Consider the following 23,347-nt stretch of genomic DNA (forward strand, 5'->3'; position numbering starts at 1 on the left):
CGGGTGGGTCAGGCGACGGCGGCGGGTCTGCCGCCGGGGCGCGGGCGGTCGCGCAGGTCGATGCGGATCGGCGCGGCGGTGGCGCGCAGGGAGGTGCGGCCGGCGGTCCAGGCGTCCAGCAGGTGCGCGCCGAAGAGCCGGTCCACCGCCAGCGCGGCGGCGGCGCCGAAGAGGACGTCCGGGGCGAGCGCCGGCTCCACCCGGACCAGCCCGCCGCACAGGTCGTAGGCGGCGATCTGCTCGTGCACCGCGTCGGCCTCGACGTGCTCGTCGTAGAAGCGCGTGGCCGCCTCGCCCAGGCCCAGGCGGCGCAGCCCGTTGCCGTACCGGCGGTTCGGCAGCGAGGAGGTCATCTCGTACGCGGCGAGGTGCCCCAGCAGCGCCCCGCGCAGCCGCCGGTGCAGCCCGAACAGCGACATGAGGTTGTTGGTGGCCAGGGTGACCGCCGGTACGGTGTCCAGGTGGGCGGCGTATCCGGTGTCCAGTCCCAGCTCGGCCAGGGTGACCCGGAACAGCTCGGCGTGCATCCGGTCCAGCCGCCCGTTGCCGTACTCGTCCATCTGGATCTCCACCAGGGCGGCCTTCGCCGGCCCGCCGAGGCGCGGCAGGGCCCAGCTGTGCGGGTCGGCCTCGCGCAGGTGGTAGATCGAGCGGTGCGTGACGAACTCCCGGAACTGGGCCAGCGACGCCCGGCGTTGCAGGTGGCCGGCGAGCGACGGCCCGTCGTCGGCGGCGACCACGTCGGCCAGCGCCGCCGGCACCCCGCCGGGCAGCGCCGCCGGCAGGAGCCCCACCAGCGCGCGCACCGCCGCCTCGAAGTGCCGTTCGGCGTACGCGCGCAGCGCGAGCAGGGACGGCTGCCACTCCCAGTCCTCGTCGACGCCCTGCCAGCCCCGGTAGTGCAGCTCGTAGCAGCAGAAGAGGGTGAGCTGGAGGTCCTCGTCAGTGAGGGCGTCGGCGGGGGCGAGCCCGGCGCCCAGCCCCGCCGGAAGGTCGTGCGGCGCCCGCCGCAGCGCGTCCAGCAGCGCCGTCGACACCGGCCCACGGGGCTGCGGCAGGGGCGCGGGGCCGTACCGGCGGTCCGGGGCTTCTGACAAGGTGACCTCCAGCGTCGTACTGCCCGTCCTCAGTGCCCCTCGACTGGAGCGTTAAACGAGGTCGTCGACCTCCACGGCCACCCCGGCGGCGAGCATCCGGTCGCGTACCCGCCGGGCGGCGTCGCCCTCGGCGAACACCTCGCGCAGGTCCGCGAACGCGGGCTCGGGCGGCGCCAGCCGCACCGCCGGGTCGACCACCGCCTCCAGTACGCAGGGCCGGTCGGCCGCCAGCGCCTCGTCCCAGGCCGCCCCCACCAGCTCCGGCCGGTCGACCCGCACCCCGTGCAGGCCGAGCAGGCGCGCCCAGCCGGCGTACGGCACGTCGGGCCGGCGGCGCGTCGGGTCGGTCGGCGTACGACCGCCGCCCATGCCGGACAGGTCCCGGTTGTTGAGCACCAGCACCACCAGGCGGGGATCGCGCCACTCCCGCCAGTGGTGTGCCACGGTGATCAGCTCGGCCAGCCCGTTGAGCTGCATCGCGCCGTCGCCGAGCAGGGCGACCACCGGCTGGTCCGGGGCGGCGAGCTTGGCCGCCACGGCGTACGGCAGGGCACAGCCCACCGTGCCGAGCGTGCCGCAGAGCTGCGCGTTGACGCCCGGCGGCAGCTCCAGGTGCCGGGCGTACCAGTACATGACCGATCCGACGTCCACCGCCACCGCCCCGCGCGGCGGGACCCGGGTGGAGAGTTCGTGCAGCACGAGCTGCGGGTTCACCGGCTCGGCGGGGGCGGCGGCCCGGTCGGCCCGCTCGGCCCGCCACCGGTCGACCGAGCCCTCGACGGTCTCCCGCCACCGGGCGTTCGGCCGGTCGGGCACCCGGGCCAGCAACGCCCGCAGCGTCTCCTGGGCGTCGCCCACGAGCGGCACGTCCACCGGGTAGCGGGTGCCGATCCGGCGGCCGTCGATGTCGATCTGCACCGTGCGGGCCTGCCCCGGCATCGGGAAGTAGTCCGTCCACGGATCGTTCGTGCCGATGAGCAGCAGCGTGTCGCAGCCGCCCATCAGCTCGGCGGCGGCCGGGGTGCCGACCTCGCCGAGCACGCCGGCGTGGAAGGGCAGCCGTTCGTCGAGCACCGGCTTGCCCAGCAGCGAGGTCGCCACCCCGGCGCCGAGCCGGTCGGCGAGGGCGACGATCTCTCCGGCCGCGCCCCGGCCGCCCTGCCCGACCAGGATCGCGCTCCGCCGGCCGTTGGCGAGCAGTTGGGCGGCCGCGTCCAGGTCTGCGTCGTGCGGCAGGACCCGGGCCAGCGGCTCGCCCGGCGTCGCCGAGAGCACCCCAGCCGCGTGGGACTGCAGGTCGGGCACGGTGGCCTCCTGCAACTGCCGCGGCAGCACCACGCAGACCGGGCTGCGGGTGGCGGCGGCCGTGCGGAACGCCTGGTCGAGCAGGGCCGGCACCCCGTCGGGCGTACGGCCGTAGCGGACGAACTGGTTGCACACGTCGGCGAACAGCCGGCTCAGGCCGATCTCCTGGTGGGCGCCGCCGAGCGGGCCCGAGACGTCCTCGCCGACGATCGCCACCACCGGCTTGCTGTCCAGCTTGGCGTCGTAGAGGCCGTTGAGCAGTTGCACGGCGCTCGGCCCCTGGGTGGCCAGGCAGACCCCGATCCCGCCGGTGAACTTGGCGTGCCCGGTGGCCATGTAGGAGGCGGTCTCCTCGTGCCGGGCCGGCACGAACTCCGGGTCCCCGCCCGAGGCGTCCAACGCCTCGACCACCGGGGCGATGGCCTCCCCGGGGTAGCCGAAGACCCGCGGCACCCGCCAGGCGCGCAGGCGCTCGACCACCAGGTCGGCCACTGTTCGCTCAGCCATCGCCACGCCCCGGGGTGCCGGAGTCGACGTAGCGCAGCACCGCGCCGACGCCGTCGGTCAGCTCCGGTGCCTCGTCCGGGCCCAGCACGGTCAGCTCGGCGTCGGTGCCGACCAGCGCGCGCACGAGGGCGGCGTCGGCGCGGACCTTCTCCGGGTCGCGTACGGACATGGCGGCGAGCTGCCCCGGGTCGGTGGCGATCTCGGTCGGGTCCGGCCCGATCCAGAGTTCCCCGGTGGCGGACGGGTCGTCGACGATGAGCATCGTCTCGACCTGGTTGCGTTGCAGGGCGGACACCACGGCGTCCAGCCCGGCGCCGACGTCCTCCTGCATGCCGAACCGGTCCAGCACTGCGGTGATCCGCTGGTCGGCCACCTCGGCGATGGTCTGCACGGTGAGGTCGTCGAGCAGGCTCTGGTCGGCGCCGCCGCCCCGGGACCCGGCGTCGGTGCGCACCATCAGGTCCTGCCAACGTTCGGGCATCTGGGCGGCGATCACGCCGGTGGCGCGCACGTCGCCGGCGACCACCACCACCTCCGCGCCGACCTTCTCGGCCAGCTCCACCGTGGCGGCGGTGACGTCGCCCGCGTTGTGGTGCCAGGCCTCCATGGCGGCCCGCTGGTGGTGCGACTGCGACCAGCCGCCGGGCTGCACCCGGCGCAGCTGGAAGTCCTCCCGGCCGCTCACGTGGGCCCGGCGCGGCACGCCGCCGGCGCTGATCGCCATGGCGTCGGCGCCGGTCCGGTCGGCCAGCACCCGGACCCAGGCAACCTGCTCGCCGCGTTGCGCCAGCATGGGCATCACGTGCGGCAACGAGGTGTACGCGGCCAGGTCCCGCAGCGGCGGGGCGGAGAGGTACTCCGACAGCACCACCCGGCCCCGGGCGCCGAAGACCGCCAGCCCGTAGCCGCCGGGCATCGGATCGTGGCCCCGCACGACGCGTTCGACGGCGTCGATGGTGTCCACGTCGGCGCGCTGCTGTTGAAGTTGGTCACGCAGGGCGCGCCAGCGCAGATCGAGCGCCGGGTGGGCGTCCTCGGTGTTGGCGGACGCGTCCAGGTACACCGAGACCCACGGCCCCGGCCGGTCGTAGAGCGGGCGCAGGAAGGACAGCTGCATGCTCGACCCCTTTCCAGCTCGGCCCCCCGCTTACCCGTGCCGCTGCGGTTGTCACCTGGCCGCCGCGAGCGCGTGACCGCATTTCATTCATGTCGTTCAACCCGGACGACCGATACCATGAGTGAACGCAACCGGACTCTGGGTGGTGGAGATGGACAGCGACCTGCACATCCGGCGGATCGTCCATCCGACCGGCCGGATCGTCACTGGGCGGATCGTCCGGCTGATGGACGGCTACCCGCGCGAGGTGCGCATCGGCCAGCCGGTGCTGGTCGCGGTGCTCGTGGCGGCCGGGATCGCCGGCCTGCTGATGGCGCTGGCCCGTTCCCTGTTCTCCGCCAGCTCCGGCGCGGCCCGACGAAGCTTCAAGGACCTGAAGAAGGGCCCGGAATACCTGGTCACCCCGGTGCGGCTGCGCGACGCCGCCGGGCGGCTCTGCGAGGTCGAGCTGCACGGGCACCTGCCGCAGAGCGCCCTGCACCCGGCCGACCACGTGCAGCTCACGTTGCGCCCGCAGGGCGACCCGGACCTGCCGCCGAAGATCGAGCGGATCGTGAACCTGACGACGGGCCAGCTGCTCACCCCGCGTACCGCCACCCTGTGGTCGCACCTCGGGCCGCCGCTGCTGCTCCAGGCGGTGCTGGGCGCGGCGCTGGTCGCCGCCGTGCTGGCCTGGTCCACGCTGACCTGACGGCCGGCGCGGTTTCCGGCGGCGCGCCCGCGGGCACGGTGGCGGACATGTTCGAGGGATTCACGCTGGAGCGGATCGACGTCGGCGAGGTCCAACTGCGGGTAAGCCACGGCGGCTCGGGGCCACCCGTGGTGCTGCTGCACGGCCATCCACGCACCCACGCGACCTGGCACCGGGTCGCGCCGCTGCTCGCCCGCGAGCACACCGTCATCTGCCCGGACCTGCGCGGTTACGGCGGCTCGTCGAAGCCGCCGAGCGACCCGGGGCACACCACGTACGCCAAGCGGGCGATGGCCCGCGACGTGGTGGGCCTGCTCGACGCGCTCGGCCACGACCGCGCGGCGGTGATCGGGCACGACCGGGGCTGCTACGCGGCGATGCGCACGGCGCTGGACCACCCGGAGCGGGTCAGCCGGCTGGGCGTGCTCGACGGGGTGCCGATCGGCGAGGCCCTGGCGCGCGCCGACGCCCGGTTCGCGGCCCGCTGGTGGCACTGGTTCTTCCTCGGCCAGTCGGACAAGCCGGCGGAGCGGGTGATCACCGCCGACCCGGACGCCTGGTACGGCGGGTCGCCGGCGGCCATGGGCGAGGAGGCGTACGCCGACTACCGCCGGGCCATCCACGACCCGGCGACGGTGCACGCGATGTGCGAGGACTACCGCGCCGGGCTCGGCCCCGACCGGGCGGCCGACGACGCCGACCGGGCCGCCGGGCGGCGGATCGCCTGCCCGGTGCTGTTCTGCTGGTCGGAGCGGGACGACATGGTCGACCTGTACGGCGACCCGGCGGCGATCTGGCGGGACTGGGCCGACGACGTGCGGGTGGCCGCGATCGACTCGGGCCACCACATGGCCGAGGAGGCCCCGGAGCAGCTCGCCGCCGCGCTGGCCGACTTCCTCGCCGGCTGACCGGTCAGCCGACGGGCGTCAGCGGCCGGTCCGGCTCGCCCGCGGTGCGCAGCATCCCGCGCCGGGCGGCCCAGCGTTCGAAGATCAGGGTGGCGAACGGCGGTACGGCGCAGGCCAGGGCCACGAGGGTGGGCCAGGGCCGCCACCGGTGCAGCCGGGCCATCGCGAGGACCAGCAGGCCGTACGCGACGAAGAGCGCGCCGTGGATCGGGCCGAAGATCTGCACGCCGATCTCGTTGCCCGGGGGGCCGTACTTGACGGCCATGCCGATCAGCAGGGCCAGCCAGGAGCAGGCCTCGGCGATCGCCGCCGCCACGAAGAGCCTGGTGATCTTCTCGCGCATCGTCACTCCCCCACCGGTTGCCGCACATGCTAACCACCCCGCCGGCCGCGCCGACGGCACGAGGGGCGGAGGCGACAGGGATCACGCGGGCCCGAGCTGGGTACGTACAAGGAGCTTCGGGTCTTCCCCGGCCCGCCCTAAGCGTGCGAGGTTAGGGGAACCAACGGTGACAGGGCGGTGACCATGGGCGAGGACGTCGGCGTACGGACCTTCAGTCGCGAGGACCGGGCCCGCTATCGCGAGAAGGTACGGCGGTGCCTGGACGTCTTCGCCGAGATGCTCCGGGAGTCCCGGTTCGACGTCGAACGGCCGATGACCGGGCTGGAGATCGAGCTGAACCTGGTCGACGACGACTCGTTGCCGACCATGCGCAACGCCGACGTGCTGGCCGCCATCGCCGACCCGGCCTTCCAGACGGAGCTGGGCCAGTTCAACGTCGAGATCAACGTGGCGCCGCGCCGGCTGGCCGGCACCGGCACCCGCGAGTTCGAGGAGTCCGTGCGGGCCAGCCTCAACGCCGCCGAGACCAAGGCGCGGGACGTGGGCGCGCACATGGTGATGATCGGCGTCCTGCCGACGCTGCGGCCGGAGCACCTGACCGCCGAGACGCTGTCGGCCAACCCGCGCTACGCGCTGCTCAACGAGCAGATCTTCGCCGCCCGCGGCGAGGACCTGCGGATCGCGATCAACGGCGTGGAACGGCTCGCGGTCACCGCCGACACCATCACCCCGGAGGCGGCCTGCACGAGCACCCAGTTCCACCTCCAGGTCAGCCCGGCCCAGTTCGCCGACTACTGGAACGCCGCGCAGGTGATCGCCGGTATCCAGGTGGCCCTCGGGGCGAACTCGCCGTTGCTCTTCGGCCGGGAGCTGTGGCGGGAGACCCGCATCCCGCTGTTCCAGCAGGCCACCGACACCCGGCCGGAGGAGATCAAGGCCCAGGGCGTACGCCCCCGGGTGTGGTTCGGCGAGCGCTGGATCACCACGGTGTTCGACCTGTTCGAGGAGAACGTGCGCTACTTCCCGGCGCTGCTGCCCGTCTGCGACGCGGAGGACCCGGCCGAGGCCCTGGCCCGGGGGGACGTGCCGAGGCTCGCCGAGCTGCGGCTGCACAACGGCACCGTCTACCGCTGGAACCGCCCCGTGTACGACGTGCTGAAGGGCCGCCCGCACCTGCGGGTGGAGAACCGGGTGCTGCCGGCCGGGCCGACGGTGCTCGACACCGTGGCCAACGGAGCCTTCTACTTCGGTCTCGTCCGGGCGCTCGCCGAGGCCGACCGGCCGCTGTGGTCGCAGATGTCGTTCAGCGCGGCCGAGGAGAACTTCAACGCCTGCGCCCGCTACGGCATCGACGCCCAGGTCTTCTGGCCCGGCCTCGGTTATCTCCCGGTCACCGAGCTGGTGCTGCGCCGGCTGCTGCCGCTGGCCCACCACGGGCTGGACCGGTGGGGCCTCGACCCCGCCGAGCGGGACCGGCTGCTCGGCGTCATCGAGCAACGCTGCCTGACCGGCCGCAACGGGGCGAGCTGGCAGGTGGAGACCCTGCACCGGTTGGAGTCCGCCGACCATCTCGACCGGCCGGAGGCGCTGCGTGAGGTGGTGCGGCACTACGTGACGCTGATGCACACCAACCGGCCGGTCCACGAGTGGCCCATCCCCTGACCGGGACCACGACGGGGGCGGGGGTGCCCCGCCGGCCCGGACGCGCGTCGGTCCGGGACACGGTCAGGGCTCGACGTCCGGGTCGTCGAGCACGGCTTTGGCGTGGAACACGACGCCGCCGAGGACCTCCCGGACGTTGTGCCAGCGGTCGAGCCGCGCCCCGGCGAAGGTGACGTCGCCGTGGAACGAGGCCCGCCCCTGCCGACCGTCGAGCCGGAAGGCGGCGCTGGCGAACCCGCTGGCGTCGAACCGGGTGGTTCCGTGGAACTGGGCGCCGGTGAAGTCCGCGTAGCCGACCTGGCAGCCGCTGAGGTCGAGGTCGACCAGCGTCGCGCCGCACAGCGGCAGGTTCGTCTCCGGCCAGTGCGGTGGCCGCGCCCCGCCCGGCACTGCGCTCGCCGGACGCAGCCGCTCGGCGAGCAGCCGCTGCGCGTCGCGCCGCGCCTGGACCTCCCCGGCCTGGGCGGGGGTCAGCTCGCCGGTCACGTCGAACGGCAGCGGCACCCGCAGATACGCGCAGACGGCGTCGACCACGCGCTGGCGCAGCTCCGGCCTCGCGTCGCCGAGTTCGCCGAGAGCCCGCAGCCCCACGCGGCGGACAGCGGGATCCCGGTCGGCGAGCTGGCGGGTGCGGGGCGCGACGGGTCCGTCCCGCACGAGCACGCTCGCGCCGTCCGGCCCAGGCTCGGGCACCCAGCCGAGGGGCCAGCACATCGGCTCGCCGTCGGCCGCGCCGGCCCACCGGGCGCCGGTGAGGTCCACGGCGGGCTGGTCCAGGTGCACGAGCCCGCCGAACTCGGCGTCCCGGAACGTCGCCTCCGCGCCGAACCGCGCCTTGCCGAACCAGGCAGGGCCGTCGAAGCGGGCCCACCGGAACGACGCGGCCCCGACGAAACGTGCCCCGTCCCCGCCCTCCGCCCAGCCCTGGTAGTCACCCATCAGGACCGCGACCGGCCAGCCCGGGTCGTCCTCGTTCGGCTCGTCCCACGGGGCGGGGTCGACGTTCTCGACGTCGTCCCAGGCCGGGTCGTCCTCCCACAGCTCCTCCTCGCCCCGCCCGAACCACGCCATCCCGGCGAAGGCGACCCGGTCGAAGCTGGCCGGGCCCCGGAACCGGGCTCGGCCGAACACGGCGTCGGCGGCGAACCGGGCGTCGTCGAACCGGGTCTCGCCGTGAAAGACCGCACGGGCGAAGACCGCGTCGCCGGTGAACCGGGCGAAGGCGAAGGAGGTCGACCCGAAGAACCGCGTGTCGGCGAAGCGGGCCTCGGCCAGCTCGCAGCGGCCAAGGTCGGCATCCACCAGGGTCGCCCCGGACAGGTCCACGGCGAGGTCCGGCCCCGGCGACGCCCCGGCGCCCTCGGCCGCTCCGGCGGCGTCGGTCGTCCTGGCGCCCTCGCCCGCCCCGGCGCCCTCGCCCGCGCCGTCGACCGCCCCGGCAGCGGGGCGCAGCAGCAGCCCGGCGAGCACCCGCGACGCCTCGCGTCGCGCGTCGGCGTCCGTGCCGTCCGGGGCGGGCGGCGTACGCAGGTAGGCGCAGACCGCGTCGGCCGCGACCTGGCGCAGCGCGGGACGGGCCGCGCCGAGTTCGGCGAGCCGCCGCAGGGCGGACCCCCGCTCCGGGCCCGTCGCCTCGACGACCTGGGCGGCGGTCCGGCACGCCTCGACGCCCCTCTCCTCGACTGCCATGCGCCCTCCAGAACCGACGCGACAGCCCGCCCGCCGGGGTTTCCCGCCGGGGCCGTCCCCCGACGTGCCGGCGCAGGATAGCGGCTGGGGGCGACACACCCCGTCGTCATGGCGCTCTCCGACGGCGTCACCGCCTGCGCCCGCGGCTGCCAACCGCGACCGTCGGCCCACCCGCTGCCGGAGGCGGCCGGTCGGCCTGTTTCGGAGTCGCCGGCGCCCTGACGGGGGCAGATCGGGTCAGGAAATCGCGCACGATTGAAGAAACGAGGTGACGACGGTCGGCCCATCATGAAACGCGGACATCGCTCCACGTGACTCGCCGCTCACGGAGGGTCGCGTGGGCGCGTCCACGTCGACCGGTGGCCATTCGTCGCGGGCGTCGGCGCCCGCCTTCCCTTCCCACCGGCCCCTCCCTCACCTTCGAGGAGCGCATGTGACGCAGACCCAGAGGTCCCCCCAGCGACCCGACGCGCCCGTCCGGTTCGGCCCCGACACCGCGCGGACCGCGACGTCCGCGTTCGTCAACGGGCACTTTCCCCGGCGGCGAGGGCTGATCATCCTCCTCAGCGTCCTCGGCGGGTTCCTGCTGACCGTCATCTGGTCGGCGGAGTTCGTGGACCGGACCATCGGCGACAACGTCGCCAACACAATGCTCGGCCACGACGCCAAGGAGACGCCCATCCAGGGCATCGCGGCCGGCATCATGTTCGCCTTCGTCTCCGGCATCGCGGGCACGTTCACCGCCTGCAACATCGCCGCGTTCGGCGCCCTGGCCCCGCTGACCGGCACCACGGGCGGCAGGTTCAGCCGGATCGTCGCGCCGCTGAAGCCGCTGGGCTGGATGTCGGTGGGCATGGTCGCGGTGTCGGCCGCCTACGGCGCGGTCGTCGGCCTCGTCGGCACGTCGATGCCGCAGTTCTCCACCGCTCCCAACGCCCCCGGCGGGCTGTCACCGAGGAGCATCCAGTCCATGGTGGTCTTCGGCGTGATCGGGATCATCATGATCTATCTCGGTCTGGCCGCGCTGGGCGTCGTGCCGGACCCGTTCGCCCGAATCGCCCGACGGTTCCCCAACGCCCCGATGGTCTTCATGGGCGCGCTGATCGCCGGCTTCCTGATCGGCCGGCCCTTCGCGCTGTTCCGGCAGATGTTCCGCGACGCCGCCGAGAGCGGCAACCCGCTCTACGGCGCGGCGGCGTTCACGCTTCAGTCCCTCGGCAACATCGTCATCATGGCGGTGCTGTTCCTGCTGCTGGCCTGGCTCGCCGGCTCCCGCCTGCAACGCTGGTTCAGCGCCCGGCCGAGCCGGCTGGCGGTCCTGACCGCGGTCGCGTTCATCGTCGCCGGCGCCTTCACGTTCCTCTACTGGGACGTGCGGCTGCTCGCCCGCCGCGAGATCATCCCCTGGTACCCGACGGCCCCCTGGGCCTGAGCCGGTGACGAGGTCCGGGGACGGCGGTGCCCCGTCGTCCCCGGACCCGGCCGACCGCGAGGCAGCACGACCCACCGGAGCGTCCGTCCCACAGGACCGGCGTCCGGCTCGGTCAGTCCTCCGGGCGGTCCCACGGCGACGGGTCGTCGCGCAGCCGGCTGTAGAGCCAACCGTCGCGCCACCGGCCGGCCCGGAACTCGCAGGCGCGCAGCACGCCCTCCAACTGGAATCCGGCCTTTTCCAGCGCCCGCTGCTCGGCGGCGTTCTCGGGGTGGGTGCCGGCCTGGACGCGCTGCGCCGGGGTGTGACAGAACAGGTAGTCGCAGAGCAGCGCCTGCGCCCGCCAGCCGATTCCCCGCCCCCGCCACTCCGGCAGCAACACGATGCCGATCTCCCAGTGGATCGCCGCGCCGCCGTACCGGCCGGCACGGTAGCCGACGACGCCGGCGGCGGCCTGCTCCGCCTCGACCTCGACGGCCAGGCGGCCATCCTCCTCGCCGAGCCAGCCGTCGGCGGCGAATCGTCGCGCCGGCGCCCCCGGGTCCCGGAACCCGTGCCAGTCCAGCCCGACCAGACCCGGCTCGACGGCGAACCGGACGAGCATCGGCAGGTCCCCCTCGGCCACCGGGCGCAGCCGCACGCCGTCGCGAGCCACCTCCGCGCCCGGGTACCTCGATCGGTCCGTCACCATCCCGGCACGGTACCCACCCGCCGGCACCGGCGCGGTCCCGAAGGCGGGGCCCTGCCGACCGCCGGCTCAGACCTTGAGGACGACCTTGGTGCACTCGTCCTGCTTCTTCTGGAAGATCTTGTAGCCCTTGGCCGCGTCCTTGAGCCGCATCCGGTGGCTGATGATGAAACTGGGGTCGATGTCGCCGCGCTGGATGCGGTTGAGCAGCGGACGGGTGTAGCGCTGGACGTGACACTGACCGGTACGCATGATCAACGACCGGTTCATGAACGCGCCCATCGGGAACTTGTCGACGAAGCCCCCGTACGCCCCGACCACCGAGACGACGCCGCCGCTACGGCAGGCGAGGATGGCCTGGCGCAGCGCGAACGGGCGTTCCGTCTCGACCCGGGCGGCCTGCTTGGCCCGGTCGTACGCGTAGACGGCGGTGTTGCCGTGGTGCCCCTCCAGGCCGACGGCGTCGATGCAGGCGTCGGGCCCCCGGCCGGCGGTCATCGCGTTGAGCGCGTCGAGCACGTCGGTGTCGTCGTAGTTGATGGTCTCCGCGCCGGTGTGTTCCTCGGCGAGCCGCAGCCGGTACGGGTACCGGTCGATGACGATCACCCGCTCCGCGCCGAGCATCCGGGCGCTGGCGGCGGCGAGCAGGCCCACCGGGCCGGCCCCCCACACGGCGATCACGTCGCCCGGCTTGATGTCGCACATCTCCGCGCCCATGAAGCCGGTGGGCAGCACGTCGGCGAGCATCACGGCCTGGTCGTCGGGGACCTCGTCGGGCACCTTGATCGGGCCGACGTCGGCGAACGGCACCCGGGCGTACTCGGCCTGGCCGCCGGCGTAGCCGCCGAGCAGGTGGGAGTAGCCGAAGATGCCGGCCGGCGAGTGCCCCATGATCTTCTCGGCCACCCCGGCGTTGGGGTTGGAGTTCTCGCAGACCGAGAAGAGCCCGCGCTGGCAGGAGGAACAGTGCCCGCAGGCGATCGGGAACGGCACCACCACCCGGTCGCCGGGGCGCAGGTTGCGCACCTGCGGGCCGACCTCCACGACCTCGCCCATGAACTCGTGGCCGAGGATGTCGCCCTTGCGCATGGCGGGGATGTACCCGTGGTACAGGTGCAGGTCGGAGCCGCAGATGGCGGTCGAGGTGATCCGTACGATCGCGTCGCGCGCGTTCATGATGGTCGGGTCTGGTACGTCGACGACCTTGACGCTGTCCTTGCCCATCCAGGCGGTGGCCTTCATCGTTCGTCCTCTCGGGTGGCGGGCGGTCAGCGGCGGGCGATGGGCAGCGGCTGGGCGGGGCGTTGCATGACCTGCTGGCGTACGGAGATGCCGTCGGGGCTGCCCTCGGAGCGGACCACCTCGCCGGTCTCCACCACCTGCTTGAACCGGCGCAGGTCGTCGCGTACCTGCTGCTCGGGTTCCTCGCCGAAGAGCTTCGCCACGGCCCGGCCCAGCGCGCCGGCCGGCGGGGCGTAGCGCAGCCGCACCCGGACCTCGGTGCCGCGATCGCCCGGCGCGGGCACGAACCGGACCCGACCCGCGTTGGGCACGCGGGTGCCGGGCAGCGACCGCCAGGCGAGCGACCGGTTCGGCTGGTCGTCGACGATCTCCGCGTCCCACTCGATCCGGCGGCCGGCCGGGCCGTGCGCGGTCCAGTGCGACCGGCGCAGGTCGTCGGCGCGTACCGACTCCAGGTGGGACATGAACCGGGGCAGGTTCTCCAGGTCCCGCCAGAAGCGGTACGCCTCGGCCGGGGACCGGTTGACGGTGACCGAGACCTCCATGTCGATCACCCGCCGGTGCGCGGCCCGGGCCCGTCCGGCGCGCACGGCGGCGATCAGGTCGACGGCGGCGATGCCGGCGACGGCCGCGGTGGTGAGGCCGACCCGCCGGCGCCGCTCGCCGCACCGCTCCGCCCAGGCCCGTCCGAGCAGGGTGAGGTCCAGCGCGTCGCCGGCCACCCGGGTCCACGCCCAGCCGGCCGGCCGGCGGCCGCCGAGCAGGCCCGCCGCGTGGATCAGCTCGCGGGCGCCCACGGCCATGATCACCCCGCCCGCGGCGGGTGAGTCGTCCACGCCGGTCAGCCGGGCCACCGCGCGCGGGGCGAGCAGGCTGCCGGCCCCGAGGGCGAGGCTGACCGCGCCCAGCAGCCGGGGCAGCCCGGCGCCCTGGCCGCGTCGTCCCCGCTGGTCCAGCATCATCGGATCGGTCTCGTCCACGTCGCACCACCGTCAGATCGTCCTGACCCGCCCCCGGGGCAGGCCCGGCGGCGGGAAGCCGCCACGCCTGACGCTATGCCCGCGAATCGCCTAACGAACCCCGAATCGGCACACAACTCGACGCCCGCTGCCGCCCTGTTTCCGCCCGTCGGCCGGGGCCGCGCCGGCGACCGTCTCACGCTCGCCGGCACGGGCGCCGCCAGCACCGTTGCGGCGCGGGCGGGCACCGCCGTATCCGTCAGCGCCCGTCGGACTCCGGCCGGCGGCGGTACGCCCGGTCCAGGATCGCGATCAGTTCGTCGGCGGCGCGGGCGCCGTCGAACCCGGCTCGGGCGAGCTGCTCGGCGACGATGGCGTCGATCGCGCCGTTGATCATGACGGCGAGCAGTTCGGCGTCAGTGTCCTCGCGGTAGTCACCGGCCGAGCGCGCCGCCCCGATGAGGTCCACGACGCTCTGCCGCCGGCTGGGCGCGTCCGGCCCGTCGGAGATGCCGGTCTCCTCGGTGATGGCTTCGATGATCATGCGGGCGTGCTCGGGGTGCTCCCGCAGGTGGGCGACGAGCGAGCGGACGTACGCCTCCAGCGCGGCGGCCCCGCGGGCACGCTCGACGGCCGCGCCGACGTCGGTGGTGAGGGCCTCGATCACCGCCGCGTACGCGGCCTGGACCAGGGCGTCCTTGGAAGGGAAGTGATAGAGCACCGCCGCCTTGGACAGGCCGGCCGCCTCGGCGATGCGCGCCAGCGAGGTGCCGGCGTAGCCGTGGCGGGCGACGAGGTCGGTGGTCACCCGGACGAGCTGGGCGCGACGGGCCTGCTCGGTGATGGTCAGCGGCCGGCGCGAACGGTCCTTGCGGGTGGTGGCGTCCGGCGTCATTCGGTGTCCTCGGGGTGTCGTGGCGGCCCTGCCGGGCCGGGTAGCCGCGGCACGGACAGGGTAACCCCCCGGTCAGACTTTCTACCGACTGGTTGAAAATCTGACCGACCGGTAGAATCCTGGGATGGGCAACGACGTCCACGACCACCACGGAAACGGAGGGGGGCACCATGCGAGCGCGCGTACCTCGGATCAGGCATCGCCGGCGCTGGATCGTCGGCGGCGGCGTCGCGCTCGTCACCACCCTGGCGGTGGCCGCGGGGGTCGCCCTGCACCACCCCGCGCCCGTCGGCTACTACGTCTCCGCGCGGGCGCAGGACCGCTTCCTGCGCGCCTACGAACGGGCGATGGCCGACCTGCCCCAGCCGGACCGCACGCTCGACGTGCGGACCAGCTACGGGGTGGTCCGCGTCTACCACTTCGCGGGCGCCGACTCCTCCCCCGCCGCTCCGCTGCTGCTGTTGCCGGGCCGGGCCGCGCCCTCCCCCGTGTGGGCCGACAACCTGCCCTTGCTGCTGCGCACGCGGAGCGTGTACACGGTGGACCTGCTCGGCGAGCCGGGAATGAGCGTCCAGCAACGACCGATCGGCTCCGCCCGTGACCACGCGCAGTGGCTGCACGAGCTGATGCGGGGCCTGCCCGACGAGCGGCTGCACCTGCTCGGCCTGTCCATCGGCGGCTGGACCGCGATGAACCTCGTGGCGCACCGGCCGGAGAAGGTCGCAAGCGTGGTCCTGCTGGATCCGGTCCTGGTCTTCACCGATCTGTCGCCGGCAGCGATCGTCCGCTCCATCCCGGCGAGCGTGCGCTGGTTCCCCCGGTCCTGGCGGGACGACTTCGCGAGTTGGACGGCGAACGGCGCGCCGGTCGAGGACGTCCCGGTCGCCGAGATGATCGAGGCCGGGATGCAGTCGTACGTGCTCAAGCTCTCCGCTCCCGAACGACTCACCGACGAACAGCTCGCCGGCGTGCGGGTGCCGGTCCTCACCCTGCTCGCCAGCAGGTCGCGGATGCACGACACGGCGGCCGGGGCGGCGCACGCCCGGCGCGTCCTGCCGCACGCCGCGGTGAAGGTCTACCCGGAAGCCTCGCACGCCATCAACGGCGAGCATCCGGAGCAGATCGCCGCCGACGTCGCCGCGCACCTGGCACCCCTACCCTGACGCAGGACCCACACGCCCGACCGGCCGCCGCCCCCGGTACCGGTTCGCGGCGCGGCGACGGACCGCCCTCAATTGAGGGGTATGGCAATCGATCGATGGCTTGTAGCGTGGGCCCTCCTCACCCACCCCAGGAGGGAAGTGATCATGCCCACGGTCACCGTTCGCGTTCTCGGTGCCCTCAGCGCCAGCGTGCTGAGCGCGACTCTCGGCGTCCTGGCGGTCGCCGCGCCCGCCCAGGCCGCGTCCCGCGACGGCGCCTGCAACACCGGCGAGTTCTGTTACTACTACAACAGCAACCACGCGGGCTCGATCTCCGATCACGCCGGCTCGCTGGCCGACTACGGCACCGCCCAGCCGGGCTGCTACGAGTTCAAGGGCGCCGGCAGCGGCAAGGGCCAGTGCATCAAGAACAACGCCGCCTCGGCGTGGAACCGCACCGGCAAGACGGTGCGTGTCTACTACAACACCGGCTACAACGGTTCCCAGGCGCACCAGGACTTCGCGCCCGGGGCGAAGAAGAACCTCAGCTCCACGCTGAAGAACAACAACGCCTCCCACCAGCTGATCTCCGCCGGCGCCAGCTACCCGGCGAAGGACGACTACCCCTACAAGGGTCAGACCTCGGGCATCGATCCGTGGAACTTCTACAAGGGGCAGTGCACCAGCTTCGCGGCCTGGGCGGTGCGCAGCCGGGTCGGCGTCGCCTTCCACAACCAGTACAAGGGCCAGGCGCGGTGGGGCAACGCCAAGGAGTGGGTCGCCGCCGCCGGACGCGCCGGCGTGCCGGTGCACAACAGCCCGAAGGCCGGTGACGTCGCGGTACGCCTGGGCGGCACCTACGGTCACGTCGCGTTCGTGACCAGGGTGAACGCGAACGGCACCTTCGAGATCGACGAGTACAACTACGTTTCGGCCGACAGGTACAGCCACCGGACGGTGTCGGTGGGAACCGCCAACAACCAGTTCTCCAAGTTCATCCGCTTCAAGTGACCCCACGCCTCGGACGGAAACTTCTCCGCCGATGACGGAACACCGCGCGCAGAGCCCCGGCCGCATGGCCGGGGCTCTGCCGATCACGTGCCCTTACGCCGGGGAGAGACCCTCCACGAAGTCGTAGAGGCTCTTGATGTCGTTGTCGAAGTACGGGCCGTCGAACTGTCCATTGCCCGGGTTGTCGCCGTGGCTCACGACGCTGTTGATGAATCCGAGACCATTCTGGTCGTTGTATTCCTGCAGCCAGGGACCGCCGCTGGAGCCGTAGGTCATGTTGCACCACATCCGGATCTGCTGGGCGCCGGCGTGCCAGGTGCCGCTCTGGCAGAAGTACTGGCTCTCGCCGCCGCCGAGGTTGGACGGATAGCCCAGCGCGGTCATCAGGGAGATGTTGTAACCCCAGTTCCAGCGCATGCCGTGGCCGCCGACCGTCTCGACGACCTTCAGGCCCCAGTTACCGCCGTTGTGCATGATGGCGATGGCCATGTCCTCGTCGTAGCTGCTGCTGTTGATCCACGCGGTGCGGGCCGCGAGCTGGTACGCCACGAACGTGCCGAACGGCCGCGCGCCGTCGCGGTAGCGCGGCACGAACTGCCAGTTGCTGTACCACTGCCCGCCGGCGCCCTGGTGCACGCAGTGCCCGGCGGTCATGACCAGTCGCGCCTTGCCGCTGGCGACCGCGCTCGCCGAGCACGAGGCGCCGCCACCGTTGGGGGTGGTGAAGTAGACCTTGCCGACGACCGCCGACTCGTTGAGCTGGATGCCGACGTCGGCGCCGCTGGCGGCGCTCGGTCGCACCGGCGCGACCGAGCCCGCCGGTCCGTCGGGCTTCGGCGCCCGGCTCGTGGATTCGGTGGCCTTCGCCGACTTCGCGATGTCGAGGTCGACGGCGTTCGCCATGCGCTCCGGCGTCCAGAACCTGGCGACCTCCTCGGCGATCTTCTCGTTGGTGATCGCACGACCGTCACTGGTGCGGGCGACGGCGGTGGTGTTGCCGTTCCTCTCGACCGTGGTCGGCTTCGCCTGGGCGACCGCCGGAGCGGTCACGACCAGCGCGAGTGCCAGGCTGGCCGATGCGGACCAGCGCAGGGTTGATCTCAACAGTTGCCCCCTTTTTCGGGTACTCCAACTCGGACCAGCGAAACCTATCGATCAAATTGCTTTGATCACAACGTGATCGAATGACAGGTAATTGACATTGACTTTCTGGCGTCCGAAAAGGACCACAGCCGGCGGCAAACAAAGCACCCCCACCCCGAACAGAAGCGTCAAAATTGACTCGCAAATCCCATCGCCGCGAATTCGCACTCTCAATTTGAGGACGCTCACCGCTGTCGACAGGTGGGAATTGCGGACCGCGGCAGTTGAGACGTTGCCCGGACGCGTCCGGCTGCCCATTCGCGCCGCGACCGCAGCCACCCGTGCACGCGGCAATCTCGCTCACCCGGGGAGGGGCCGGCACGGAGGGGCTGACGCGCATAAGGTCGGCTCGACCCGGCAACCTTCGCGAGGACAGGACGGGACAGCACATGGACCAAGGCACCCGCAACGAGGTGCTCGGCCGCCTGGCTGAGGCAGTCGGGTCCATCACCGTCGCGCACCCGACGCGGGTTGCCGTCGACGGACCGCCCGCCGCAGGCAAGACCACCCTCGCCGACGAGCTCGCCGTCATCCTGCGCGACCAGGGCCGCGACGTCATCCGCGCGACGATCGACGATTTCCTCTTTCCCCGGGCACAGCGCTATCCGCGCGGCGAATTCTCGGCCGAAGGCTGCTACTTCGACACCCACGACTACGACGCGCTGAACCGGGTTCTGCTCGATCCGCTCGGCCCGGGCGGGGATCGACGCTTTCGACACGCGGTCTACGACCGTACCGCGGATAGTGTGCTGTCCCCGCCGGCCGCCACTGCCACCGCCGACGCCGTGCTGGTCTTCGACGGCGTCTTCCTCATGCGTCCGGAGCTGATCGACAGGTGGGACCTGCGCATCTTCGTGTCAACCGCGCTTGAGAAGACCGTGGACCGTGCCGTGATCCGAGAACGCCGGACGTCGTCCCGGGCTGAAATCGAACGGCGCTGGCGCGAGCGTTACATCCCCTCCCAGCAGCTGTACTTCGCTACCGTCCGCCCGACCGATCACGCCGACATCGTCGTGCACAACGACGAGCCTCAGCGGCCGATCTGGGAGACTCGAAGACGCTGACCGCACCCGATTCGGCAAAGCCCTCGACTCAACCACGACATTTGGCACCGCAAGAGTCCGGGGGATCGTCGCGCTACCCTCCCCAGCATGACGCGTTACCTTGTCGTGCCCGGTCGAGGCGTTCCATTCCCCGACCACTGGTCGCGCAGTTGGGTCAGGGACTACCCGAAGTACCAGTGGGCGCCCGAACCGCCCGGGCCACCGTACGTCGCCGCCGAACGGGTCGCCGCGCTGCACGCTGCCATAAGCGCCGACGATGAGCCGGCGATCCTCGTGGCGCACAGTGCGGGATGCCTGACCGTCGCCGTCTGGGCCAGCCAGCATGTCGGTCCCGTCCGTGCCGCCCTGCTGGTCACGCCACCGTACCTGGATCCGGACTGGACTCCCGACCCTCACGAGACCGTCGATGTCGTCATCGACCACGTGCCACGCGAGCCACTGCCCTTTCGCTCGATCCTGGTCGCCAGTCACAACGACCCAATTACCACGTTCGAGCAATTCGAAGCGTACGCGCGAGACTGGGGCTCGGAACTGTTCGACGCGGGCGCAGTCGGGCACCTGGACTCCAAGACCGGGTTCGGCGCGTGGCCCGACGGCGAGCGCCTGGTCCGATCATTGGCCCAGCCCGCACAGGTGACGTTGGAGTACTAGACTGGAACCAAGATCAGTGCGGCCCGCTGGCTACGACTATCTGCGCGAGGGGTATCGACCTTCGCCGGTGTTCACCGGGAACCGCGGCGCAGATCGGCCACCTCGTCTTACGGCGTGAAGCCGGCCGAGGCGTAGGTAGCTACGGCGCCGACGTTGGAACTCTCCACGCACACACTCGCGCTGGACGAACCCATGTCGCGAAGCGCCGCAGCGGCGGCAAGCGTGATCGCAGTGCCGTAACCATGGCCTCGGTGACTGCGGTGCACGCCCATCGGTTCCAGCAGTCCAGGCCGCCCCGGGCCGGCTGACCACACAGCCGCCACCGCCACGGCGTCGTCATTCTGATCAAATGCGGCGAGGCAGCGTGCGTCAGCGTAGAACGGGCCACCGGCCATCGCGAGCCAACCTCCGACCGTACGGCGCCGGTCGGCATCGGTGAAGGGCGACCCGCGGAACGCGGACCAGTGGACGGCGACCCACACCTCAGCGCGATCGGGCTCGATCGTCTCGATGCGCAGACCGCAGTCCTGTACCGGGTCCGAGAGACCGCGGTGGAACGTTGTCCACGGCTCATCCCGCTCCCAACCCCGCTTCAGCAGCAACTGGGTGAGAAGCCCCGCACCTCGGGCTTCGACGGTCGCACCGTGGGGAGCCAGGACACGCCCTGGTTCGTCCAGATCAGCGGCGAGCCGACGGGCCAGTGCCTCGTCATCACGCCAGTCGGGAGCGACGGCCATGCGCACCAGTTCGGGGCCGTCCAGCAGCCCGATCGCGAGAGCCTCCCCGTCGCGCGACCACATCCGGATGGCAGCCGCCGTAGCCTCGGCACCACCTAACGAGTGCCACCCGAGATCGCCGGAATGCAGATGCAGCGGTCCCCCGTCGTACTGCCACCCCTTGAGCGCGTCCACCGCTGGTGACAACTCATCAACGCTCGGGGTGCTCAAGATGATGCTCACGGTGCATCCAAACCCCAAAGAGCGACCTGGCACCATCGATTTTGTAGGGAGCCGGCGTTCTCGTCACGGTTCGCCGAATGCCTGTTCCAGGCCGTCACCAGGCTGTCGATAGCCGATCCGGAACGTCGAGGTGGCCCGGCACCTGTTCGAGGAGTGCGTCCACAAGAAGGCGCAGGGCGTCTTCGCCAACCCGAACGTCTTCTTCTACCGGCGCAACGTGCTCGGCGGGGCGGTGTTCGCGCCGCGCTCGGTGGACACCACGATGACCTTCGCGCTGACCCACGAGATCTGGTCGTACGGCGAGCGGATGGCCTCGCTGCGCCGGTTCGTGCAGGCCCTCTACGACCACACCGTGCCCGGCGGGGTGTGGATCAACAGCGACGTGTGCGGGCCGGACGGCCGGGACCGCACGGTGCACCTGCGCCTGGCCACGACGGACGGCGTCAACCCGCCAGCGCCGCGTGCCGACCTGGCGGCCCTGCCGCCCGGCGAGGTGACGGCGTACGTCGACGCGCTGTCGACCCGGGCCCGGCTGGACCAGTTCGCGGTCGACTACCGGTTCCCGTTCGCGTACCGCCCGGTGGACGGGGCGGACGGCGTGGTCGAGCTGACCCTCGGCGCGGCGATGGACTTCCTCACCCGCAAGGACTACACCGACAACTGGCTGTCGGAAACCCAGGAACAGTTCTGCGGCCTGGAGTACGCCGACTGGAAGTCGTTGCTCACCGACGTCGGCTTCGAGATCGCCTGATCGCCCGCCGCCCGGTCAACACCTGACGGCCCCGGCCCGGACGTCCTGGCCGTCGCCGTCACCGGAGCCAGACCCTGCACAGCTACCACGCCCGGCAGGCCTCCACCGCGCCATCCTCATGATGCCGGCCGGAGTACTAGTCTGGGCGGCAAGGTGTTCGACCGCGACGCCTCATCCTCGGAAGGTGAAAACGTGGACCTGGAGAGGACCCGGCTGTTCGGCGTGGGAGAGTCGTACGGCTTCACCACCGCGGCGGGCCAGCGAGGCGCCGTGATCGTGCACTTCGACGGCCGACGCGACATCGTGCTCTATGACCCCAGCGACCCCGAACGGGTCAGGCACACGTTGACGCTGGAGGGCACGGAGCCGCGGACGATCGCGGAACTGCTCGGTCTGCCCCTGGTCATGGACCACCTGACGGAGCTGACGCCGCCGTTGGAAGGCGTCGAGACCGTACGCATGCCGGTTCCCGCCCGGTCGCCGTTCGTCGGGCGCCGGCTCGGTGAGACGCGGGCGCGGACCCGCACCGGCGCGTCGATCGTCGCGGTGGTCCGGGGCGATCACGTGATCCCCTCGCCGGACACCGACTTCACCATCCAGTCCGGTGATTCGCTGGTGGTCGTCGGCGACGGTGCCAGCCTCGTCAAGCTCCGCGAGCTCTTCACCAACGGCTGACGACCGCCGCCAACGGTGACGGGAGCATTGGCCACCCGCCGAACGCCCGTCTGGTGGTCCGGTCAGCGGGTCAGGCCGACCAGCGTCGCCAGGCGCGCCACGCCGGCCGGCGCCGGGTGGGCCGGGCGACCTCGGCGACGACCGTACGCGCCAACGGCCGGCACCGGACCTCGGCGGGCGCGACGGCATCCGCGTGGACCAGGACCCGGCCCGCGCCGCACAGGTCGCCGACCTGGAGGTACGCCCGCGCGGCGTCCACGAGGTAGGCGGCCCGGTACTCGGCCGGCAGCCGCCGCCACGCCTCCTGCCGTACCGCCTGCTCGTGCCGGCGCACCGCCTCCCCGGCGTCCCCCCGCTCGAGGGCCGCGACCACCCGGGCCGCCTCAACGGCGTCCGGCCCGAAGCCGGTCCGGTGCAGGTCGTCACCGGCGACCCGCGCCGCCACCCGGGCGGCCCGCTCGACCAGCTCCTCGCTGCGGCCGGTGTCGCCGCAGCCGGCGGCGGCCAGCGCGGCCTGGATCAGCAGGGTCCCGTGCACCGGCTCCGACGCGGGCGCGACGCGACGCGCGACGGCCAGCGTCGCCACCAGCGCCAGCCGGTCCCGGCCCAGCGCACGCAGCGCCTGACCGACCGCCACCGTCGCCGCCCCCGCCAGCACCGCATCGCCACCGGCCACCGCCACCGCCCGGTCGGCGGCCAGCCACCCCAGGTCGGCCTCGCCGAGCTTCACGAGCACCGACGAGGTGATCCGGTACGCCTGCACCAGCAGCACCGGCTCCTGCGCCCGCACGCCCTGCGCGGCGTGCAGCAGCCTCGGCAGCAGCCGCACCACCTGCGCGTAGTGCCCGTGCTGGTAGGTCAGCCAGGCGTGCGCGACGTGCCGGCCCGTCTCCGCCACGGACGTCGTCGCCCCGTGATCGTCGTAGCGGGCGAGGGCGGCCCGGATGCCGTCGACCCCGGCCACCGGGCTGCTTCCGGTCGGCGTCGGGCGGTGCTCGCCGAGCAGCACCATCGGGTCGACCCGCAACACCCGGGCGATCTCCTGGATCACCGGGTAGCGGTCCAACGGCCGTACGCCCCGCTCGGTCTTGTCCACCCAGCTCTTCGACCTGCCGAGCCGGTCGGCGAACATCTGCTGCGTCATCCGCCGTCGCGCCCGCCAGCGGGCGACGCGGCGACCGATCGGCTCGTCAGCGCTGGTCACGCCGCCACCGCCGGTCCGGCACCGCCCGGGTGGTCTCCTCCACCGGTACGCGCTCCGCCTCGGCCTGGTCCAGGAGGCGCTGCTTGGCCGCCTCCCGCTCGGCGACCTCCCGGACGAAACGGTCACGCACAGCGGCCGGCAGTCGGTCACGACTGCTGACATCGATTCCCTGTATGCCCTCGCCGACCATTTCACGGAGCTCGATCGACGCC

Annotated in this window: 23 protein-coding genes; 10 read left to right on the forward strand and 13 right to left on the reverse strand. The window is 72.6% G+C overall.

Going from position 1 to position 23,347, the window contains the following annotated elements; translation table 11 throughout:
• Nucleotides 1–8 precede the first annotated feature (8 nt).
• From F6X68_RS09300 to F6X68_RS09310, 3 genes are read right to left on the reverse strand one after another with little or no spacing between them, the layout of a single operon-like run.
• Nucleotides 9–1,097, reverse strand: coding sequence for an iron-containing redox enzyme family protein (locus F6X68_RS09300; RefSeq protein ID WP_151453874.1), 1,089 nt, complete (start codon nt 1,095–1,097; stop codon nt 9–11).
• A 51-nt stretch (nt 1,098–1,148) separates the two neighbouring features.
• Complete coding sequence (locus F6X68_RS09305) at nt 1,149–2,909, reverse strand: thiamine pyrophosphate-binding protein (RefSeq protein ID WP_151453875.1); 1,761 nt, start codon at nt 2,907–2,909, stop codon at nt 1,149–1,151.
• Nucleotides 2,902–4,026, reverse strand: a complete 1,125-nt coding sequence (locus F6X68_RS09310; protein ID WP_151453876.1) for a Vms1/Ankzf1 family peptidyl-tRNA hydrolase — start codon at nt 4,024–4,026, stop codon at nt 2,902–2,904. Before F6X68_RS09310 ends, F6X68_RS09305 begins: the two co-directional genes overlap by 8 nt.
• A 142-nt stretch (nt 4,027–4,168) precedes the next feature.
• Between F6X68_RS09310 and F6X68_RS09315 the strand changes: the two genes are divergently transcribed.
• Both F6X68_RS09315 and F6X68_RS09320 read left to right on the forward strand, forming a co-directional pair.
• Nucleotides 4,169–4,717 (forward strand): hypothetical protein, encoded by a 549-nt coding sequence (locus F6X68_RS09315; protein ID WP_151453895.1) that lies wholly within the window; start codon nt 4,169–4,171, stop codon nt 4,715–4,717.
• Nucleotides 4,718–4,764: 47 nt separating this feature from the next.
• Nucleotides 4,765–5,625 (forward strand): alpha/beta fold hydrolase, encoded by an 861-nt coding sequence (locus F6X68_RS09320; protein WP_151453877.1) that lies wholly within the window; start codon nt 4,765–4,767, stop codon nt 5,623–5,625.
• 4 nt (nt 5,626–5,629) lie between these two features.
• Here the strand turns inward: F6X68_RS09320 and F6X68_RS09325 are convergent, their stop codons facing one another.
• A complete protein-coding gene (locus F6X68_RS09325) occupies nt 5,630–5,968 on the reverse strand; it encodes a DUF3817 domain-containing protein (protein ID WP_132237982.1) in 339 nt (112 codons plus the stop codon).
• Nucleotides 5,969–6,151: 183 nt separating this feature from the next.
• Here F6X68_RS09325 and F6X68_RS09330 point away from each other — a divergent pair, with 183 nt between their 5' ends.
• Nucleotides 6,152–7,630, forward strand: coding sequence for a glutamate--cysteine ligase (locus F6X68_RS09330; protein ID WP_151453896.1), 1,479 nt, complete (start codon nt 6,152–6,154; stop codon nt 7,628–7,630).
• A 63-nt stretch (nt 7,631–7,693) separates the two neighbouring features.
• On the opposite strand, the gene F6X68_RS09335 is transcribed toward F6X68_RS09330, so the two are convergent.
• The gene (locus tag F6X68_RS09335; RefSeq protein ID WP_151453878.1) at nt 7,694–9,319 is read right to left on the reverse strand and encodes a pentapeptide repeat-containing protein; all 1,626 of its coding nucleotides are present in this window, start codon (nt 9,317–9,319) and stop codon (nt 7,694–7,696) included.
• Between the two features lie 433 nt (nt 9,320–9,752).
• Between F6X68_RS09335 and F6X68_RS09340 the strand changes: the two genes are divergently transcribed.
• A complete protein-coding gene (locus tag F6X68_RS09340; protein WP_225852103.1) occupies nt 9,753–10,751 on the forward strand; it encodes a hypothetical protein in 999 nt (332 codons plus the stop codon).
• Between the two features lie 112 nt (nt 10,752–10,863).
• On the opposite strand, the gene F6X68_RS09345 is transcribed toward F6X68_RS09340, so the two are convergent.
• The 4 genes from F6X68_RS09345 to F6X68_RS09360 form a co-directional block, all read right to left on the reverse strand.
• On the reverse strand, nt 10,864–11,442 hold the full coding sequence (locus F6X68_RS09345; RefSeq protein WP_151453879.1) for a GNAT family N-acetyltransferase: 579 nt from the start codon (nt 11,440–11,442) through the stop codon (nt 10,864–10,866).
• Between the two features lie 66 nt (nt 11,443–11,508).
• Entirely contained in the window at nt 11,509–12,681 is a 1,173-nt protein-coding gene (locus F6X68_RS09350) for a zinc-dependent alcohol dehydrogenase (protein WP_151453880.1), read from the reverse strand.
• A 26-nt stretch (nt 12,682–12,707) separates the two neighbouring features.
• Nucleotides 12,708–13,661, reverse strand: coding sequence for an SRPBCC family protein (locus tag F6X68_RS09355; RefSeq protein ID WP_225852104.1), 954 nt, complete (start codon nt 13,659–13,661; stop codon nt 12,708–12,710).
• 238 nt (nt 13,662–13,899) lie between these two features.
• Nucleotides 13,900–14,535 carry a TetR/AcrR family transcriptional regulator gene (locus F6X68_RS09360; RefSeq protein ID WP_151453881.1) on the reverse strand — a complete coding sequence of 212 codons (636 nt, stop codon included), beginning with the start codon at nt 14,533–14,535 and terminating at the stop codon, nt 13,900–13,902.
• 170 nt (nt 14,536–14,705) lie between these two features.
• Between F6X68_RS09360 and F6X68_RS09365 the strand changes: the two genes are divergently transcribed.
• Complete coding sequence (locus tag F6X68_RS09365) at nt 14,706–15,698, forward strand: alpha/beta fold hydrolase (RefSeq protein ID WP_151453882.1); 993 nt, start codon at nt 14,706–14,708, stop codon at nt 15,696–15,698.
• Nucleotides 15,699–15,842: 144 nt separating this feature from the next.
• Nucleotides 15,843–16,688 carry a CHAP domain-containing protein gene (locus tag F6X68_RS33440; protein ID WP_192581341.1) on the forward strand — a complete coding sequence of 282 codons (846 nt, stop codon included), beginning with the start codon at nt 15,843–15,845 and terminating at the stop codon, nt 16,686–16,688.
• Between the two features lie 93 nt (nt 16,689–16,781).
• Here the strand turns inward: F6X68_RS33440 and F6X68_RS09375 are convergent, their stop codons facing one another.
• Nucleotides 16,782–17,795 carry a serine protease gene (locus F6X68_RS09375; protein WP_370518926.1) on the reverse strand — a complete coding sequence of 338 codons (1,014 nt, stop codon included), beginning with the start codon at nt 17,793–17,795 and terminating at the stop codon, nt 16,782–16,784.
• 425 nt (nt 17,796–18,220) lie between these two features.
• Between F6X68_RS09375 and F6X68_RS09380 the strand changes: the two genes are divergently transcribed.
• Together F6X68_RS09380 and F6X68_RS09385 are read left to right on the forward strand one after the other, a co-directional pair.
• Nucleotides 18,221–18,895, forward strand: a complete 675-nt coding sequence (locus tag F6X68_RS09380; RefSeq protein ID WP_151453884.1) for a uridylate kinase — start codon at nt 18,221–18,223, stop codon at nt 18,893–18,895.
• Nucleotides 18,896–18,982: 87 nt separating this feature from the next.
• A complete protein-coding gene (locus F6X68_RS09385) occupies nt 18,983–19,546 on the forward strand; it encodes an alpha/beta hydrolase (RefSeq protein ID WP_151453885.1) in 564 nt (187 codons plus the stop codon).
• 107 nt (nt 19,547–19,653) lie between these two features.
• On the opposite strand, the gene F6X68_RS09390 is transcribed toward F6X68_RS09385, so the two are convergent.
• The gene (locus F6X68_RS09390) at nt 19,654–20,505 is read right to left on the reverse strand and encodes a GNAT family N-acetyltransferase (protein WP_151453886.1); all 852 of its coding nucleotides are present in this window, start codon (nt 20,503–20,505) and stop codon (nt 19,654–19,656) included.
• Between the two features lie 130 nt (nt 20,506–20,635).
• Here F6X68_RS09390 and F6X68_RS09395 point away from each other — a divergent pair, with 130 nt between their 5' ends.
• Complete coding sequence (locus F6X68_RS09395) at nt 20,636–21,256, forward strand: hypothetical protein (RefSeq protein WP_225852105.1); 621 nt, start codon at nt 20,636–20,638, stop codon at nt 21,254–21,256.
• 192 nt (nt 21,257–21,448) lie between these two features.
• Nucleotides 21,449–21,931, forward strand: a complete 483-nt coding sequence (locus tag F6X68_RS09400; RefSeq protein ID WP_151453887.1) for a cation:proton antiporter regulatory subunit — start codon at nt 21,449–21,451, stop codon at nt 21,929–21,931.
• Nucleotides 21,932–22,001: 70 nt separating this feature from the next.
• On the opposite strand, the gene F6X68_RS09405 is transcribed toward F6X68_RS09400, so the two are convergent.
• Nucleotides 22,002–23,135 (reverse strand): helix-turn-helix domain-containing protein, encoded by a 1,134-nt coding sequence (locus tag F6X68_RS09405; protein ID WP_370518925.1) that lies wholly within the window; start codon nt 23,133–23,135, stop codon nt 22,002–22,004.
• Nucleotides 23,122–23,265 (reverse strand): hypothetical protein, encoded by a 144-nt coding sequence (locus F6X68_RS34120; RefSeq protein ID WP_225852106.1) that lies wholly within the window; start codon nt 23,263–23,265, stop codon nt 23,122–23,124. Before F6X68_RS34120 ends, F6X68_RS09405 begins: the two co-directional genes overlap by 14 nt.
• Nucleotides 23,266–23,347 lie beyond the last annotated feature (82 nt).

The organism is Micromonospora sp. AMSO12t, assembly GCF_008806585.1.
GTDB lineage: Bacteria > Actinomycetota > Actinomycetes > Mycobacteriales > Micromonosporaceae > Micromonospora > Micromonospora reichwaldensis.